Consider the following 15,722-nt stretch of genomic DNA (forward strand, 5'->3'; position numbering starts at 1 on the left):
AAACCGGCATCGACCACTTATCGACACGAACATCCACCGCTTCCGATGGCACGCTCAACATCTCTTCCGCCTTCGCTGACAAAACTCCACCTCGACTTAGCACACTCATGCGCAGCGCCCAAAACAACCCAGACAGCCACACCACCCAAAACTTATGAATACGATACCACGACAGGCCTGAATGCGATACCACAGGGAACCCGAACAATTTATAGCGACGTCGTCAGGTGATCCTAGGCTGGGCTCGCATAGGGTGCTCGGTGATGTCCGTCAGCCAGAGCTCGTTCGGTGCCGCGGCGGTGAACGAGCTCTGGCGCGTCGTCGTGGACCGGCGGCCCAGGTCTGCGGTTCAGGCCCCGTTTCTTAGAGAACACTGACCTGATGCGGTGGTCCCTGCACAAGCGCTGGACCGGGTCGCACCCGCAGTGATGCCCTTCTCGGGGAGCAACACCCTGCAGGTCACGTACAGGGGACGCTATTCAGCGACGCCGTTCCTCCTAAGGCATGACTTGCCAAGGCCCGATCACCGCTGGCCTTTGACCTTCTCCACCAGGTCTGTCACACGCGGCCGGGTTCCGCGGTGGAGGATTATGCCCTCCGGCAGTCCCTGAACGGCTGCGGTTGAATCGGAGATGTCAATTGTGATCCTGCCATTTGCCAGGGGGGCGTTGGTGAGATGGAGTTCGCCATACGATCTCGGGAGCACGGGATCCAACCAAACTCCGCCCTGTAAAACGTCGACATGGTATCCCATCAAGCTCTTGACCAGTTGGATTGGCGTGGTTGCCGCCCATGCCTGCGGGGAGCATGCCGTGGGGTAAGGGACGGGTTCGTCGAATTGATCGCGGCCGAAGCCACAGAACAATTCTGGCAACCGCCCCCCGGAGTACTCCGCCGCCTCAAAAAGCGCTGTGGCAATCCTCTGCGCCTGCTCAATAAAGCCGTAACGAAGGAGGCCTGTCGCGATGATCGCGTTGTCGTGGGGCCAAACTGATCCGTTGTGGTAGCTGGCAGGGTTGTATGCGCCCATGTTGCTGGCCAACGTTCTCACACCCCATCCGCTGAACATTTCAGGGGACATCAGCTGGTCAGCCACCAGCGCAGCCTTGTCGTTGTCAACGATCCCGAACATAAGGCATTGCCCCATGTTGGAAGCACAAGCGTCGACCGGCCGCTTGTCGCCGTCCAAGGCGATGGCGTAGTAACCGCGGTGAGGCAGCCAAAACCGTTCGTTGAACTGCTTCTTCAACCGTGCCCCGAGTTCCCGGTACTCGGCCGCAAGGTCCAAGTCACCGGCTTGGTGAGCAATCCACGACCGACCCAGATAGGCACCGTAGACGTAGGCCTGCACCTCGCATAAGGCGATAGGTGGCTGAGCTATAGTGCCATCGGCGAAGTTGATGCCGTCCCACGAGTCCTTCCATCCCTGATTGATCAGGCCGTGAGCATTGAGCCGAGAATATTCGACGAAACCGTCCCCATCCTTGTCTCCGTACTGGCGGATCCAGTCCAGCGCTCGGTCAACATGGGGCAGAAGGCCAGCAATGGCTTCTGATGCGAATCCCCAGCGGCAGACCTCGCCGAACAGGGCCACAAAAAGGGGTGTAGCATCGACGCTGCCAAAGTAGGTGGGTTTCCCGCCCAATGCCAGCCCGCTGGATACGCCAAACCTGACTTCGTGGAGGATTTTTCCCGGCTCCTCCTCGCTCATTCCATCCGTCACTTGCCCCTGCCGGTCGGCCAAAGTCTGGATGGTGCCGAATGCCAGGGACGGATCAACGGGCAGTGCCATGAGGGAAGCCCAGAGCGAGTCCCGGCCAAACAAGGTCATGAACCACGGGGCACCCGCAGCGACTACGATCCGGTTGGGGTGGTCCGGATCCTGAATGCGCAGAGCGCCCAGGTCGTCGTAGCTGCGCCTGAGCGTTCGTTCGATTGACGGGTTGCTGATGCGTAGTTCGGGGATCTTGGATACCCACTCCTGGCGGCGCCGGTCACGAGGAGACAATTCGCCTTCATCCGCCCGAATGAAACATGCGGCGGAGCCGGTGCCGCCAGAGAAGGCGGTAACGCTTAATGCGGTGCTCCACTGTCCATGCGGGGGAATACTGAATGCGTATACAAGCTCCTCAGAGGTTATGTCTGCCCCATCGGCCGCCACCACAACACCCTTCTGAACGTCCTGCCAGGCAGCCCTGATGATTAGCGACTTACCCGCTACTTCACGGGACTCTTCCCAACGTCGCTGGATGCGTGCCTCCTTCACCTCGAAGAGGTCCGCGAAGTCCGCCTCTACGTGAAGGGTAAGAACACATTCGGCACTGAACGGCGAGTAGTTTCGGACAATTATCCGTTCCATGATGCCGGCACCTACCTCGCGGAGGCGTTCGACGATCAGGGGGCTGTCAGCGTATCCATCCGGGCGTGGGACGCGCCCGATAAACAAAGCACGGTACGGTTCTTGCGTCTTCGCCCCCAGCGGCTCCAGCGACGCGCCGTTGATGAGCACATGCCAGCAGGACAGGATCCGGGTATCCTCGACGAAAACCCCGTGCGGCAACTTGGGTTGAATATCGCCGTTTGCCGCGGAAATACAGAACGATCTGCCTTCCACCAAAGTGACCGAACCAGGCCCGGACGGCCCTGCAGCAGTGTCAGCATTCCACCCAGCCATTACGGACCCTTCACAGGAATAAGCTAAACGGGACACTACAAGGGATTCCTGCGGACCCCCTATATGATAGAATGCTACGCCCTTGGGCCAACCGACACCAGCGCCTGCGGTGACTCTTAAGAACCTCCGCGGCCCTGGTGTTGAAGATCGTTAAACCCAGGCCGGGCGGGATGCCGGTCTATGGCCCTGACCTGCTGGACCCGCTGATCTGGGTGCTGGCCGGTGCTGGCGGCCTCTGCCGGCAGGCTGCTGGCTTCGATGCGGCCGGTGCTCTAGGAGTCTGACGTTGCCGATGCCGACGCAGCTTTTATGGCCGCTGCGGCAAGAGCCGCGCTGGCCTGAATGTCGTTCATCCACAGGGGTACAACAACAGGCCGGACCCCCGCTCCGGCGATGGAACGGGACAGCCCCGCATCGGCGCTATCAATCAGCCAGGCATCCAGGATGCCGCCGGAGGAACGCGCACCGTAATGGGCCGCCACAGCATCAGCGGCGGTCCTGACGCCGATCGCGGCCAGGCAGGCGTCTGCCATACCCCGCACGGCGGCACCGGAGATAATGGGCGAGATTCCCACGACCGGGGCCGCCGTCGTCTGGATTGCCTGCCGGATGCCCGGGATATTCAAGATGGTGCCGATGGAGACCACCGGATTTGACGGAGCCAGGACAACGGCATCGGCAGCGGAAATCGCAGTCAGGACCCCAGGCGCCGGAACGGCCTTCGTGAGCCCCGCCTGGAAAAACTCCCGCGCCGGACGCTGGGCGCGGTGCCGGACCCACCATTCCTCGAAGTGTACGATCTCTGGCAGATCAGGGTTGGGACCGTCCAATACGACCTGGGTTTCCACTTCATCGTCGCTCATGGGCAGCAACTCCATCCCGAGGTCCCACCGGGAGGCCAGCCTCCGGGTGACCTGGCTCAACGGCAGCCCGGTGCGCAGTAGATGCGAGCGCGTGATGTGGGTGCCAAGGTCCAGATCACCGAGAGTAAACCACGGCCAGCCCACACCGTAGGCTGTCAGCTCGGCACTAACGCGCTCCGTTTCACCAGCCCGGCCCCAGCCCCGCGTTTCGTCATTGACGCCGGCGAGGGTATACATCACGGAGTCCAGATCCGGACAGACCCGCAACCCGGTCAGCCACATGTCATCACCCGTGTTGACTACCGCGGTTATTTTCGCCGTCGTCCCGCCAGCACCATCCGGCGATACCTGACACAGATGGTGGCGTAGCCCCCGCAGGAAACGGGCCCCACCCACACCACCGGCCAGCACCGTGATTCTCATGCGGTAGCACTGCCGTCTGCGCTGCCGGAGAATTCAACGGCTGACCTTTGTCCTGCCGCGAAGCCCTCTTTGAATCCTTCCAGGTGTGCTTCTGCCGATCCCAGACGGAACAAGTCATCTTCCGCAGGGCGAATCAGGCTCCGCGCTCCGGGTTCGTTGATTGGCCGAATGAGGTGACCCATGCCGTGAACGACGGCAACCGGACGGCGCGACGTCTTGCTTAGCACAAGATTCGCCGCACCGGCTATTTCGTCCGCTACCGCACTAATTGTTGCATCCATCGGCCTGCCGAAATCGTCGCGTGTGCCACGTAAATCATGGCTTACTGCCATTCCTGCGGCACCGATAGCCAAATCGGTCTGCCCCAAGCGCCAAGGGCGGCCCAGCGTGTCGGTTATGAGCACCGCTAAGTCGAATCCGAACCGCTGGCGCAACCCGCTGCACAATGCCCGCGCTGACGCATCTGGATCCTCGGGAAGGAGCAGCACAGTGCCGGCAGGGGTGTTGCTCGCGTCGACACCGGCGGCGGCAAGCACCAAGCCCAACTTGTTCTGAACAATTCGGGTTACACCGCCGGGGTGCCGTTTGCTGGCGACCAGCCGCACTGTTTCAGCCGTGATGGCATCTTCGCGGCTGTCTGCCTGCAGAAAACGACCTTCAGCCTTTGAAACTATTTTGCTGGTCACTACAACGATATCGCCCTCGGAGATCTCACCTTCGATGGCGTTTCCCACCAGCAGCAGGAGGTCATCGCCGGCGACAATTTCGCCGATTCCGCCGATCCCGACGACGGAAAACTGTTGTGGCGTCTCCGTCCGCCTAGGCGTTCCAATTTGCACAAGATTATTTTGATTCATCCCGATCCCGTCAGAAACAGTCCGCTATTTTCCAAAGAGTAGCGTCTTCGCGCAGATTGCCTGATCGTCGCCAAAACTTCGGCGGTCCGTCCGCCGAGCCGTCCCTCGAGCCGCTCGAGGTCGGCCCAGATGTCGACATCGGAGCGCAGCCCCGACGTCTTGTCGATACTGAGCTCTACATAACCTGCGGCAGCGTGCGCAGCACGCGAACCTTCGCCGAACATGGGGTGATGCCGTTTTGGGTCGAGGGCGGTGATCAGCGTTGTACCGGTTCCGGCGGCATCTGCAACGAATGTCAGCTCAGTGGCTGAGGCTAGCCACAGTGCGCTCTCGAGTTCAATCGAGGTGAGAGCTGGCAGGTCGCCCTGGAGCACCGCCACCCGGCCAGTACCTGCTGCTTCGATGCCTTGGAGCACGGCTGCGGACAGGCCCCGTCCTGGATCCTGAAGAGTCTCGGCACCGAGGGCTCGGAAATCGGCGGCAGCGGCCGCGGAAGTTACGACAATGACGCGGCCCACCGGCAGCGCGGCAGCCACGGTATCAAGGGCGATCGCCTGAGCAAGGCCCGGATTACCCCCCAGACGGGACTTCGCGGCCGCGGTGCCCTTGGCTGGCATGACGATGGTCCAGGGCTCAGTCATGCGAAACCATCCCGATGTTATAGTCGGCCGGGTCGAACCGGGCCAGCCGCTCGCGGAACGCCGACGCGGTGTCCGGCCATAGGAGGGTCAGCCGGCGGCTCCGCTCATCGACGTACCAGCTGCGGCAGCCGCCGGTGAGCCAGACGGTGTTCTCGGCCATGCGGTCGATTTCGGTTACATAGGTCGCCTGTCGCTCCGGACGGACGTCGAAGGCCGGCACGCCGCGGCTGCGCAGGTACCACATGGCCTTGAGAACGTACGCGATCTGCGACTCGATCATGTGCACGGCCGAGTTGTGGCCGAGGCTGGCGTTGGGGCCGTCGATGACAAAGAGGTTGGGGAAACCAGCCACAGTGGTGGAGTTGTAGGCGACCATTCCGTGGGACCAGGCGGCGTCGAGGGTCCGGCCGTCGCGGCCCCGGATCCTGTGCGCTATCGGTGGCCGGGTTGAATGGAAGCCTGTCGCTAGTATGAGCGCATCGAGTTCATAGGCCGCTCCTGAGGCAGCCGCGACTCGGCTGCCCTCGACGGCAGTGAGCGCTGAGCCTTCGAGGCGCACCGATTTGCTCATCAGGGCCGGATAGTAGTCGTCCGATAGCAGCACGCGCTTGCAACCGGCCTCGTAGTCGGGTGTCAGTGCCCGGCGGAGGGCAGGGTCGGGGATTTGTGCCTCGAGGTGTCGTCGCGCGCGGTCGCGGAGGGCGGTGAGGGGGCCGGCGGCGCCGAGCCGAGCTGGGAAACCCGCCTCCGCGTCCCAGAACATTTGAGTGCGGAGTGTGGCAAGGGAGTCGGGCTCGTCTTGCCAGCTGACCTGTTCCTCTTCGGTGTAGGCGCGGTCGTTACGGGGAACGACGTACGCCGCGCTCCGTTGGAAGAGAACAACCTCGTCGGCCACCGAGGCAACGCGCGGCAGGATCTGAACCGCGGACGCGCCGCTCCCGGCGAGCCCGACCCGTTTGCCCACCAGATCGAGATCGCGCGGCCACTCGGACGAGTGGAATACGGGGCCAGCGAACGCGTCGAGCCCCGGTACATCGGGCACACGCTTCTCGGAGAGCCGGCCCGTCGCCACTATCACCCAACGGCAGCGGTAGGTGCCGCGCGTGGTGTCCACCGCCCAGGTCATGGTGGTCTGGTCCCAGTCCAGCGCGAGCACTTCTGACGAGAAGCGGAGGTGTGGGAGGATGCCCTCCTCGCGGGCGGCCTCCCGCAGGTAGTCGAGGATCTCGGCGCCGGGAGGGTAGAAGCGGCTCCAGTCAGTGCGTGGCCGGAACGAGAAGGAGTAGAGCTGTGACGGGATGTCGCAGGCGACGCCCGGGTAGACATTGTCGCGCCAGGTGCCGCCGACGTCAGCAGCGCGCTCCACGACGACGAACGACAACTCGCCTGAGCGCGCGAGTTGGATCGCCGCGCCAAGGCCGGCAAAGCCCGCACCAATGATGACCGTGTCGACGGGCTCGGGGGTGGCGTCTTTCGCGCGGACGGCGACGGCATCGACCGCTTCGGCACGGAAGGTCTGAGGGGCATAGGGTTTTGTCACGGCCGTGCTCGCGGTACCGTGCTGTGGGCCGGGTATTGCTGCGGCGCGCGAAGGAACGCGTCGATGAGATGCGCCCGCTCGGCGGGATGCCCCGCCTCGGCGAAGCACACGTGCGTAGATGTCGGATCTGCCGCGGGCAACCACTCCGGGGCGATGACGAGGACGGGACACCGGACGTCTTGGGTCGGCGCAGCGGAGCCCAGCACGATGAGGGCAGAGACACGCGCGTCAGCAGCGAGTGGGGTGTCGCAGCCGGGCGCGACGACGAGCGCGAAGCGATCGGGCAGCTCGCCTGGCCAGATGTACGCGTCCGCCACGAAGACCTGGCGCCGCCGCGTCAATAGCGGCAGTGCGACGTCGAGATCGGGATCCAGGCCGGCCGGGCCTGCCGCGATCACGACCGGTTCAAGAGACTCGCCGGGCAGCCGTGCGACTCCTGTCAGGATCTCTCGCAGGCCGGTGCCCGTTTCAAAGCTAACGAACGTCACGCGAAGCCCCTTTCGACGAGCGCGTAGCTCGTCGTACGTTCCCGCGCCTCGCGGCCAAGAGCGGTCGCGATCCGCTGGACGTCACTCGGCGTCGCCTCCCGGTACGCCTCCGCACCGGCCTCCGGCCAGATCGCACCATCGAGCAGCAGGCCGCCGAAGTCATCCGCTCCCCCGGCGAGCACGGCCGCGGCGCCGTGGAAGCCGAGCTTGGTCCACGCAGCCTGCACGTGGTCGACCCGGCCGTGGAGGAGCAGGCGCGCGACCGCATGGAGCGCCCGCGAGGCTTCGAGGCTAGGCCCTTCACCAGCCGCCGCCCGCACTCCGGAGGGCACGTCAAACGGAACGTACGGCATGGCGATAAACTCCGAGAACCCGCCGGTCTCATCCTGGATCCGGGTGAGCCGGCGCAGGTGAGCAACAATTTGGGCTGGCGTCTCGACGTGACCATAGACGATCGTCGCCGTCGATCGTAGACCTGACCGGTGAGCCGCTACAAGTGGCCGGATCCACTCGTCGATCGGTGGATCGGTGCCCTCGCTCAGCAGCGCGCGCACGGCGTCATCCAAAATTCGGGCCCCGGTACCAGGAACGCTCGTTACGCCCGCCTCACGCAGTCCTTCCAGGAAAACCTCGACACTAACGCCCATTCGACGGGCCCCGTCCAGCACTTCCGAAGGGCGGAAGGCATGGAGTGACAGATCGGGCCCGGCTGCGCGAACGGCCGCTGCAAAGTCGCGGTAGGCCGTGCCTGGCAGCGCCTGGTCGATCGGGCCCTGGACGCAGATTTCGGTTGCACCCAGGGTAACGGCCTCCTCCACCAGCCGACGGATCAAGTCGTCTGTGAGCCCCTGTCCATAGAGCGACGAGTCCAGGTTGCGGTTGACGACGTAGGTCAAGGTGTCACCAACTGCTGCTGAGCGCACATCGTCGGCCAGCGCCGTTACCGCGTCGAGGTCGTCACCACGGGCGGTAAGCAGGGAGCAGTACTCTGCGTCCGTCAGCGAGGCCGGGGCGATCGAGGCTCTGTCGAGGGCGGAGACAATGGTGGGGTCGGCGCGGCGTGGCAAACCGGCGGCCACGGCGCGATGGACGGGAGGAGCGGTGGCGGCGGCAAGAACGGTAACTGGGCCTGCCGACCGGGGACGCGGGCCGCTCGCCGCGGGGGGCGCGGGCCTCACACGTGCGGCCTCGTCGGCGAGCAGGGATACCGGATCGGCGAGAGCGGTAACGGCGGGGGCGACGCGCGGATCCAGCCATGTTTCTGGATCGCGGAGGTAGGCCGGGTGTGCGGTGAGCCGCTCGTGCAGGGTGAATCCAGCCTGCGCCGTCAGCTCGGCAAGCGTCTGAAGTTCGGGCCAGGGTCGTTCGGGATTGACATGGTCGGGCGTGAGCGGGCTGACGCCGCCCCAGTCGTCGATGCCCGCGCGCACCAGCAGTAGGAGTTCAGGGAGTTCGCTGAGGTTCGGCGGCGCCTGGATCGTGTGGTCGGGCCCCATGACAATTCGGGCGACCGCGACCGCGGCGGCATACTCCTCGAGGGCGAGGTCGGTCTCGTTCTGCATCGCAGTGTGCGGCTTCGCGCGAAAGTTCTGGACGATGGTCTCCTGCACCTGGCCATACCGCTGGTGCGACGCCCTGATGGCGAAAAGTGCGTCGGCGCGTTCGGCGTGGTTCTCGCCGATCCCGAGGAGGACCCCGGTGGTGAATGGAATCCGGGAACGGCCGGCGTCGTCGATTACCCGCATCCGCAGAGCAGGATCTTTGTCCGGGGACCCGAAGTGCACTCCCCCGCGCTCGCTCCAGAGCCTCGTGGCCGTGGTCTCGAGCATCATGCCCATCGACGCGGCGACCGGGCGGAGCCGCTGCAGCTCGGCAAAGGACATGACACCAGGATTGAGATGCGGCAGAAGGCCGGTCTCGGTGAGCACGAGTTCGGCCATGGCGCCGATGTAGTCGAGGGTCGAGGTGTAACCGTGGCCGTCGAGCCACTGCCGGGCGACCGGCCAGCGGTTCTCAGGACGGTCGCCGAGTGTGAAGAGCGCCTCCTTGCAGCCAAGCCTTGCCCCCTCGCGAGCGATGCGCAGGATCTCGTCTGGCGGCAGGTAGGTGGGGATCCCTTTCTTCAGCAAGCCGCCCGGCGTCTCGACGAAGACACAGTAGTGGCAGCGGTCCTGGCAAAGCTGCGTGACTGGGAGGAATACCTTCTTCGAATATGTGATGATGCCCTCGCGGGAGGCACGTGCGAGGCCCTCGTCACGGACTTGCGACGCAACAGTCAGCAACCGGTCGAGGTTTTCGCCTCGAGCTCCGAACAGCGCAGTGGCTCCCGAGAGGTCCGTCTCACCCGTGTCTTCGAGACGAGCGAGAGCATCAGCGAGGGGGGCAGGATTCAGAACGGATGATTTAGACATGATGGACCTTCAAATGATTGCCGCGCGGCTCTCGCGTTTCCAACACCAGGGCCCGCCGGTCCCGCGCTGCGCCACAGATCCAGCTTAGCTCCGCTCATGGGGTCCCGCTCCGACGCCGGCCGGGCGTCCGGCGCCCAGTGCCCGCAGCCGCGGCATGAGGTGTTCCGCGAACTGGGACAGGAACCGTTGCTGGTCATGGCCCGGGGCGTGGAAAACCAGGTGATTAAATCCTGCCTTCACATAAGGCAGGACCTGTTCCATGACCTGCTCTGGGTCCGAGGCGACGATCCAGCGTTTGGCGACTTGTTCGATGGGCAGCGCGTCCGCGGCGGCGGCCATCGCCGCCGGATCCTCGAGTCCGGCTTTCTGCTCCGGGCTCAGCGACAGCGGCGCCCAGAACCGGGTGTTTTCCAGCGCCAGGGCATAGTCCGTGTCGAAGGAGAGCTTGATCTCAATCATCTTCTCTGCCTCGGCCGAATCCCGTCCGGCGGCCGCTGCACCCTCGAATACGGCTGGAAGCAACTTGTCCGTGTACAGGTCCATGCCCTTGCCGCTGGTGCAGATGAAGCCATCGCCGACCGCGCCGGCGTAGCGGGCGACTACCGGGCCGCCGGCAGCAATATAGATCGGAACCGGGGTTCGGGGCCGGTCATAGACGGTGGCATTGACCGTGCGGTAGTACTCACCCTTGAAACTGACCCGGTCCTCGGTCCACAGCCGGCGCATCAGCTCCACCGCTTCCCGTGCCCGGGCGAAGCGTTCCTTGAACGCCGGCCAGTCGGCCCCGGTGACGGCGACCTCGTTCAATGCCTCCCCGGTGCCCATGCCCAGGATGACCCGGCCCGGATACAAGCAGCCCAGGGTGGCGAAGGCCTGCGCAACGACGGCGGGGTTGTAGCGGAAGGTAGGGGTGAGTACGCTGGTGCCCATCACAATCCGGCTGGTTCGTTCCCCCACGGCGGCCATCCAGGCCATAGCGAAGGGGGCATGCCCGCCCTCGTGACGCCACGGCTGGAAATGGTCCGAAACCATCACTGAATCCAGACCGATGTCCTCGGCAAGAACCGAATACTCGACCAGAGTCCTCGGGTCGAATTGTTCTGCGGAGGCTTTATACCCGATCTTGATACTCATTGTGACTCCTCGCTACTTGCATTGAAATGATCAGCTTGGGGAAGACCCCGCGTCCAGGGATGGGATCTTCTCTTGTTTGCTGGCAAAGGGCTTGGTTACGAGCACGGATCAAGCTCAATAACCATGCCCTGGTGCCATCAGAGCAGCGGTCCCTAAACCCGGGAACCGGACGAATTAGCGCGCACCCCGGCACCTCCCGCGAGTGTAGCCGTCGAACCGTCCCAGCTCCCTTCTGAAAGCGCCACCGGCGTCGTCAGCGAGGCCGTAACCGCCCTTGTCCTATCGAGCACCCGCGAAGCTACTGGAATGTGCGAATGGTCCGGCAGACAGATCGACCCGATACCACTGTCCTCGACCATGCAAGTGAAGTCCAGAGGCGGAAACGTCTCATCAGTGTTGTAGAACTTGATGCCAGTCTTCATGGGACCTTCTCCCTGTGAGTGCCCCCTCCGACCAGGGAGCCGTGCCATTCATTGCTTCGAGCTATCAGGCGTGTGTGTAAGGCATGACCTGGAATCAGAGTCCACGTGCACATCGGAATCTGAGTCCAAGTCTTCCCAAGCGCCTTGCGATGTTGGAGCTCCAATCGACCGCAGGACCCAGTTTGGAATCGCATTCATACAGTTGCAGTATCGTATCCAAAAACGGTGAAATTGTCTCGGGGTCGCATTTCGCTAGCCTGAGATGCCAGGATTTTGCCGGGACACGGGCTATGACGTCTTCAAGGGTGTGCGCCCGCCATGTGCTTCGAGGGTGGGGTTGGTGCCTGTGAGGTGTCGAAGACTGGCTCTATCTATTGCCGTAAGCCGCAGATTTTGCCGAAGCGGCATCGCTCATCCTTTCGGTCCGGTCTGAAGAGGTGGCCGCCGAGGTCTTCGGTGAGGAACCGTTCGAAGTCTTTGCCGGCGAAGCCTTTCTCTCCCAGGATGACCTGGCTCGTGCGCACGAGGTGGTGGTCCGTTTCCACAGGCTTGGGGGCCCTCGCGTTTTTCGTTTTCTTCAGTTGGCCAGGCCTCGGATGACCGGAATGCTGGTCACGTAGATGCGGAAGCCCTAGACGAGCCGTGAGTGCGACGCCCCATAGCCTAAGCCGGCATCCCCACGCGAGATCGGAGCGTTTGCGCCGGGAGAACGTGCAGTCGTGGATGGATAACGAGATCTCGGGAAAACCGCATACTTCGTCGTTTCCAAGCAGCAGAAACGAAATGATTCAAGCCGCTGGCGACCGAGAAGGCTAGAGCGTGTCTCCTATACCCATCAGAGGCAGCCGTGGAGGACGGCAGCGGCGCGGTAGGTATGGCGAGCTTGTGGTAACGCGTGGATTTGGTCGCCATTGCTTGTGCCGTGCGAATGAGCGTTCGACGCCTTTGTGAGCGGTGGTATCGACCCCCTGTAGTTTGACGCCGCGGCGTCCGCGCTTCTTGCATGCCTCGATTTGGTTGCTCTTCTCGGGGATCACGACCCTGGTGCCTGGTCACCAAGGTGCCGCCGAGCCGATCCACGCCCTTGCGCTGTCCGCGATGTAACGGTGGGCCGCCCGCAGCAGCAAGTCGGGATATGCCTACCAGCTTTGATCTGCGGCACGCACGAAGACTTCATTGACAGCGACCCGGCGTTTGCTGGTGACCACGTAAGCGATGGCATCGGCAACGTCCTCGGGTTGGAGCCTTTCGATGGAAGATATTTGGGACTGCACGCCTGGGCGCAACTCCTCCCGGGTGTGCGAAGCAAGTTCCGTGTCAACATTGCCCGGTTCGATAACACTTACCCGTACCCGGTGGGGCTGCATTTCCTGGCGCAGTGCTTCGCTGAAACCATTCACGCCAAATTTGGTCAAGTGGTAGACAGCGGCACCTGCACGGGCGACCCTCCCGGCCGACGAGCTGATATTGACTAAATCCGAGGTACGTCGCGGCTCTTCGGCCGCAGCCTTGATCAAATGCGGCAGAGCGGCCTTCGAGACATACAGGAGACCAAGCACATTTACATCGATCATTCGCTCCCATTCACCCTCCGGTGCTTCTGCGAACGGGCCGATAAGCATTGCCCCTGCATTATTAACGACGATATCCAGCCGACCGTACGTGCCAACGGCCTGCTCGACAGCAGATTCTGCACCGGCCCGGGATGTTATGTCGGCAGTAATTGCCTGAGCCGTGCCACCCTCACCCCTGATAATTTGTGCCACCTGCTCAAGACGTTCACCCCGCCTGGCCACCAGCACCACCTGCGCTCCCTCCCTCGCAAGGCGTCTTGCCGTTGCTGCCCCGATCCCGCTGCTGGCGCCCGTGATGAATGCAACCGTTCCTTCAAGCTCATATGCCACAATCGACCCTTCTGTCCGCACCCCTCGTGGAGTCGTATTCAGAAGGAGCGTATCAAGGCGATCTGAGCGCTCCGCACTGGAGTTGCGACATGGAGAACAGCCAAAAGCCTTGTCCGTAAGGGGTGAATCCTGATTTTCGGGGGGAGCGGTGAACGAGCGTTCACTGCCGAGGGCGGAACCCTGCCACATCCGAAAGCGACGGATGGCACGTTCCTGCACCTTGCCACCGAGAGAGACCAGCGGGCAGATGGTCGATGCTTTGGACGCGGCGAACTACCTGATGACCGGCAGCGGCCTCTACCTGCTGTTAGGCGTGCTGTTGGCTGCACTCGGCGGCTTTTACCTGACCCGCCCCACCGGCTCATTGGACAAGGGCTCCTCGGCGGATTACCAGGACAACCCAGCCGTTCCAGCCACTTCCAAGACCATGCGGTCATCAACGCACGCCCGACATGCATCGGCGCCAACCGGGGAAGACGGCACCCCGCAGCCAGGGGAAAAAGCTGACAAGCAAAAGACATTAGCCCGACCTAATAGGCTGGCGATCATAGACCGGTGCCTGAAGGTCAGCTTCAGGTCCCGGCGTCACCCATGAGGGTGAGCATCGGCTCGAAGCAGCCTTCGTGACGGTGTACATCACCGTGCTGGCGTTAGGGATAAGCTTTTGTGTCTCAACGACGCTGGTCGTGTCGACACTCCCATGGATTCGTATGGAGGGGGTCGTTGACATCGTATCCAAAAGAGCCCTACGCTGAATGTGAGAAACACCACTGGGAGCCCTTGTGCGTGTCAACAGCTCGTGGAAGATCCCTCATCTCAGTTACTGGAAGGCAGAATCTTGTTCACCATTCCTCGTGATCGTGTCGTGTCCCTAGACCCGTACTCGGATGCGTCCACGAGCGACCAGCTGGCGGCGCACGACGAGTTGCGCGAAGCGGGCGAAGTGGTCTACTTGGAAAAATACGGCGTCTACGCCAGTGGTCGCTTTGACATCGTCAATCGGCTTTTCCGGGAATGGGAGTCCTTCGAGGTTGGTTCCGGCATCGGGTTGGTCCATCTTAAGAGGGACACGAACGGCTTCCCGATGGGGGGCAGATACGGGCAGACGTCGATCATCGAATCGGATCCGCCGTGGCACGACCCGCTCCGGCGCGCGGCGAGTACGGTCATCGGACCACGAAAACTGCGGGCTCTGCGTCCTGTCTGGATGGCCGAGGCGAACACGCTGATCGACGGACTGGCCGGTCGTGACCGCATCGACGGTGCTTCCGAAATAGCTCATGTCTTCCCTCAGCGCGTGTTTCCCGATGCCCTGGGAATCCGCGAGAAAGAGCGCGAAGACCTGGCGCTCTTTGGCGCATATCTCTTCAACCAATCCGGCCCCCCGAATCAGCTTTCGCATTACATGGAAGACCGAATTCCTGCCATCAGGGAATGGATCGCAGAACACACGCGGCGAGAAGCCCTGGAACCCGGCAGCATCGCCACTGATGTCTGGGAAGCCGCGGATCGTGGGGAGATCAACTACGAGCAGTCGGCTGCCATCGTCTTCGCTTTATTGGCCGCGGGGATCGACACCACGGTGAATGGCATTGCGGCTGCCATCGTCTCGCTCGCCCGTCATCCTGATCAGTATGAACGGGTGCGTCAGGACCCTTCGCTTGCCCGCATCGCTTTCGACGAGGCACTTCGTGTGGAAAGTCCGGTGACAGCGATGTTCCGCGCGGCAACCACCGATATGGAAGTGGGGGGAATCACGATCCCTGCGGGAGAGAAGATTCTCCTCTCCATACCAGGAGCCAATCGAGACCCGCGCAGATGGGACCGCCCCACCGAGTTTGACCTGGATCGAGATCCGTCCGGCCACTTGGGCTTCGGAATAGGTCTGCATCAATGTGTTGGGCAGCACGTCGCTCGGCTGGAAGCGGAGAGCATCATCACGGCGATCACTAGCCGAGTCACCTCACTGGAGCTCGCGGGGGACGTCGTCATGCAACCCAACAACAGGATGCGGATCTTCGAGTCGATTCCCCTCGCAGTCGAGTGGGATTGACTCAGAGGCTTAAAGACCACCACACGTTTCTTGCCAAAGGAGGCACGTTATGACTAATCCATCGCCCGGGAACGGGTCACGGTCCGCGAGACCGTTCGGATCATGCCCGGTGACGACCACTCCTCCGGCACCAAGCGCGCGCCGTTCGAGGTCGACTAGTACGAGGCGCATATGAGCGCGTCGGAGCGAGGTCATGTCAGTCAGGCGGTAGTCATGGCGAAGGAACTCCTCAACGACCGGGTCATCCGCATAACACTGTCGCGCCCGGATCACGGTCGCTTGCCGGATTGGACACCGGGAGCCCACATCGAC

General features: G+C 62.9%; 11 protein-coding genes and 1 pseudogene. 2 read left to right on the plus strand and 10 right to left on the minus strand.

The features are described 5' to 3' along the window. Window positions 1-250: 250 nt before the first annotated feature. From BMX78_RS22915 to BMX78_RS21840, 10 genes and pseudogenes are all read right to left on the minus strand, one after another. A pseudogene (locus tag BMX78_RS22915) lies at window positions 251-445 on the minus strand (IS3 family transposase); the annotation flags it as partial. A gap of 78 nt (window positions 446-523) precedes the next feature. Beyond that, the gene (locus BMX78_RS21800) at window positions 524-2,674 is read right to left on the minus strand and encodes an amylo-alpha-1,6-glucosidase (RefSeq protein ID WP_091424491.1); all 2,151 of its coding nucleotides are present in this window, start codon (window positions 2,672-2,674) and stop codon (window positions 524-526) included. Window positions 2,675-2,946: 272 nt separating this feature from the next. Beyond that, window positions 2,947-3,960, minus strand: a complete 1,014-nt coding sequence (gene cofD, locus BMX78_RS21805) for a 2-phospho-L-lactate transferase (RefSeq protein WP_091424494.1) — start codon at window positions 3,958-3,960, stop codon at window positions 2,947-2,949. Beyond that, entirely contained in the window at window positions 3,957-4,817 is an 861-nt protein-coding gene (gene cofE, locus BMX78_RS21810) for a coenzyme F420-0:L-glutamate ligase (protein WP_091424496.1), read from the minus strand. The genes cofD and cofE overlap by 4 nt, the downstream gene beginning before the upstream one ends. Next, window positions 4,814-5,458 (minus strand): 2-phospho-L-lactate guanylyltransferase, encoded by a 645-nt coding sequence (gene cofC, locus BMX78_RS21815; RefSeq protein WP_091424498.1) that lies wholly within the window; start codon window positions 5,456-5,458, stop codon window positions 4,814-4,816. The genes cofE and cofC overlap by 4 nt, the downstream gene beginning before the upstream one ends. Then, entirely contained in the window at window positions 5,451-6,998 is a 1,548-nt protein-coding gene (locus tag BMX78_RS21820) for a flavin-containing monooxygenase (protein WP_091424500.1), read from the minus strand. Before BMX78_RS21820 ends, cofC begins: the two co-directional genes overlap by 8 nt. After that, window positions 6,995-7,486 (minus strand): hypothetical protein, encoded by a 492-nt coding sequence (locus BMX78_RS21825; protein WP_091424503.1) that lies wholly within the window; start codon window positions 7,484-7,486, stop codon window positions 6,995-6,997. The genes BMX78_RS21820 and BMX78_RS21825 overlap by 4 nt, the downstream gene beginning before the upstream one ends. Beyond that, window positions 7,483-9,897, minus strand: a complete 2,415-nt coding sequence (gene cofG / locus BMX78_RS21830) for a 7,8-didemethyl-8-hydroxy-5-deazariboflavin synthase CofG (RefSeq protein WP_091424506.1) — start codon at window positions 9,895-9,897, stop codon at window positions 7,483-7,485. The genes BMX78_RS21825 and cofG overlap by 4 nt, the downstream gene beginning before the upstream one ends. 84 nt (window positions 9,898-9,981) lie before the next feature. Continuing rightward, entirely contained in the window at window positions 9,982-11,031 is a 1,050-nt protein-coding gene (gene fgd / locus BMX78_RS21835; protein ID WP_091424509.1) for a glucose-6-phosphate dehydrogenase (coenzyme-F420), read from the minus strand. 1,561 nt (window positions 11,032-12,592) lie between these two features. Then, window positions 12,593-13,357: an SDR family NAD(P)-dependent oxidoreductase gene (locus tag BMX78_RS21840; protein ID WP_091424510.1), complete on the minus strand. Its 765-nt coding sequence runs from the start codon at window positions 13,355-13,357 to the stop codon at window positions 12,593-12,595. A 247-nt stretch (window positions 13,358-13,604) separates the two neighbouring features. Here BMX78_RS21840 and BMX78_RS21845 point away from each other — a divergent pair, with 247 nt between their 5' ends. After that, a complete protein-coding gene (locus BMX78_RS21845) occupies window positions 13,605-13,952 on the plus strand; it encodes a hypothetical protein (protein WP_139205069.1) in 348 nt (115 codons plus the stop codon). 243 nt (window positions 13,953-14,195) lie between these two features. Continuing rightward, window positions 14,196-15,410 (plus strand): cytochrome P450, encoded by a 1,215-nt coding sequence (locus BMX78_RS21850; RefSeq protein WP_139205070.1) that lies wholly within the window; start codon window positions 14,196-14,198, stop codon window positions 15,408-15,410. Window positions 15,411-15,722: the final 312 nt, after the last annotated feature.

It is taken from the genome of Arthrobacter sp. OV608, assembly GCA_900110595.1.
Classification (GTDB): domain Bacteria; phylum Actinomycetota; class Actinomycetes; order Actinomycetales; family Micrococcaceae; genus Arthrobacter.

Coding starts and splice junctions, on each gene's coding strand:
- BMX78_RS21800 (WP_091424491.1), bottom strand. CDS start 2,674: ATGGCTGGGTGGAATGCTGACACTGCTGCAGGGCCGTCCGGGCCTGGT.
- cofD (WP_091424494.1), bottom strand. CDS start 3,960: ATGAGAATCACGGTGCTGGCCGGTGGTGTGGGTGGGGCCCGTTTCCTG.
- cofE (WP_091424496.1), bottom strand. CDS start 4,817: ATGAATCAAAATAATCTTGTGCAAATTGGAACGCCTAGGCGGACGGAG.
- cofC (WP_091424498.1), bottom strand. CDS start 5,458: ATGACTGAGCCCTGGACCATCGTCATGCCAGCCAAGGGCACCGCGGCC.
- cofG (WP_091424506.1), bottom strand. CDS start 9,897: ATGTCTAAATCATCCGTTCTGAATCCTGCCCCCCTCGCTGATGCTCTC.
- fgd (WP_091424509.1), bottom strand. CDS start 11,031: ATGAGTATCAAGATCGGGTATAAAGCCTCCGCAGAACAATTCGACCCG.
- BMX78_RS21845 (WP_139205069.1), top strand. CDS start 13,605: ATGGTCGATGCTTTGGACGCGGCGAACTACCTGATGACCGGCAGCGGC.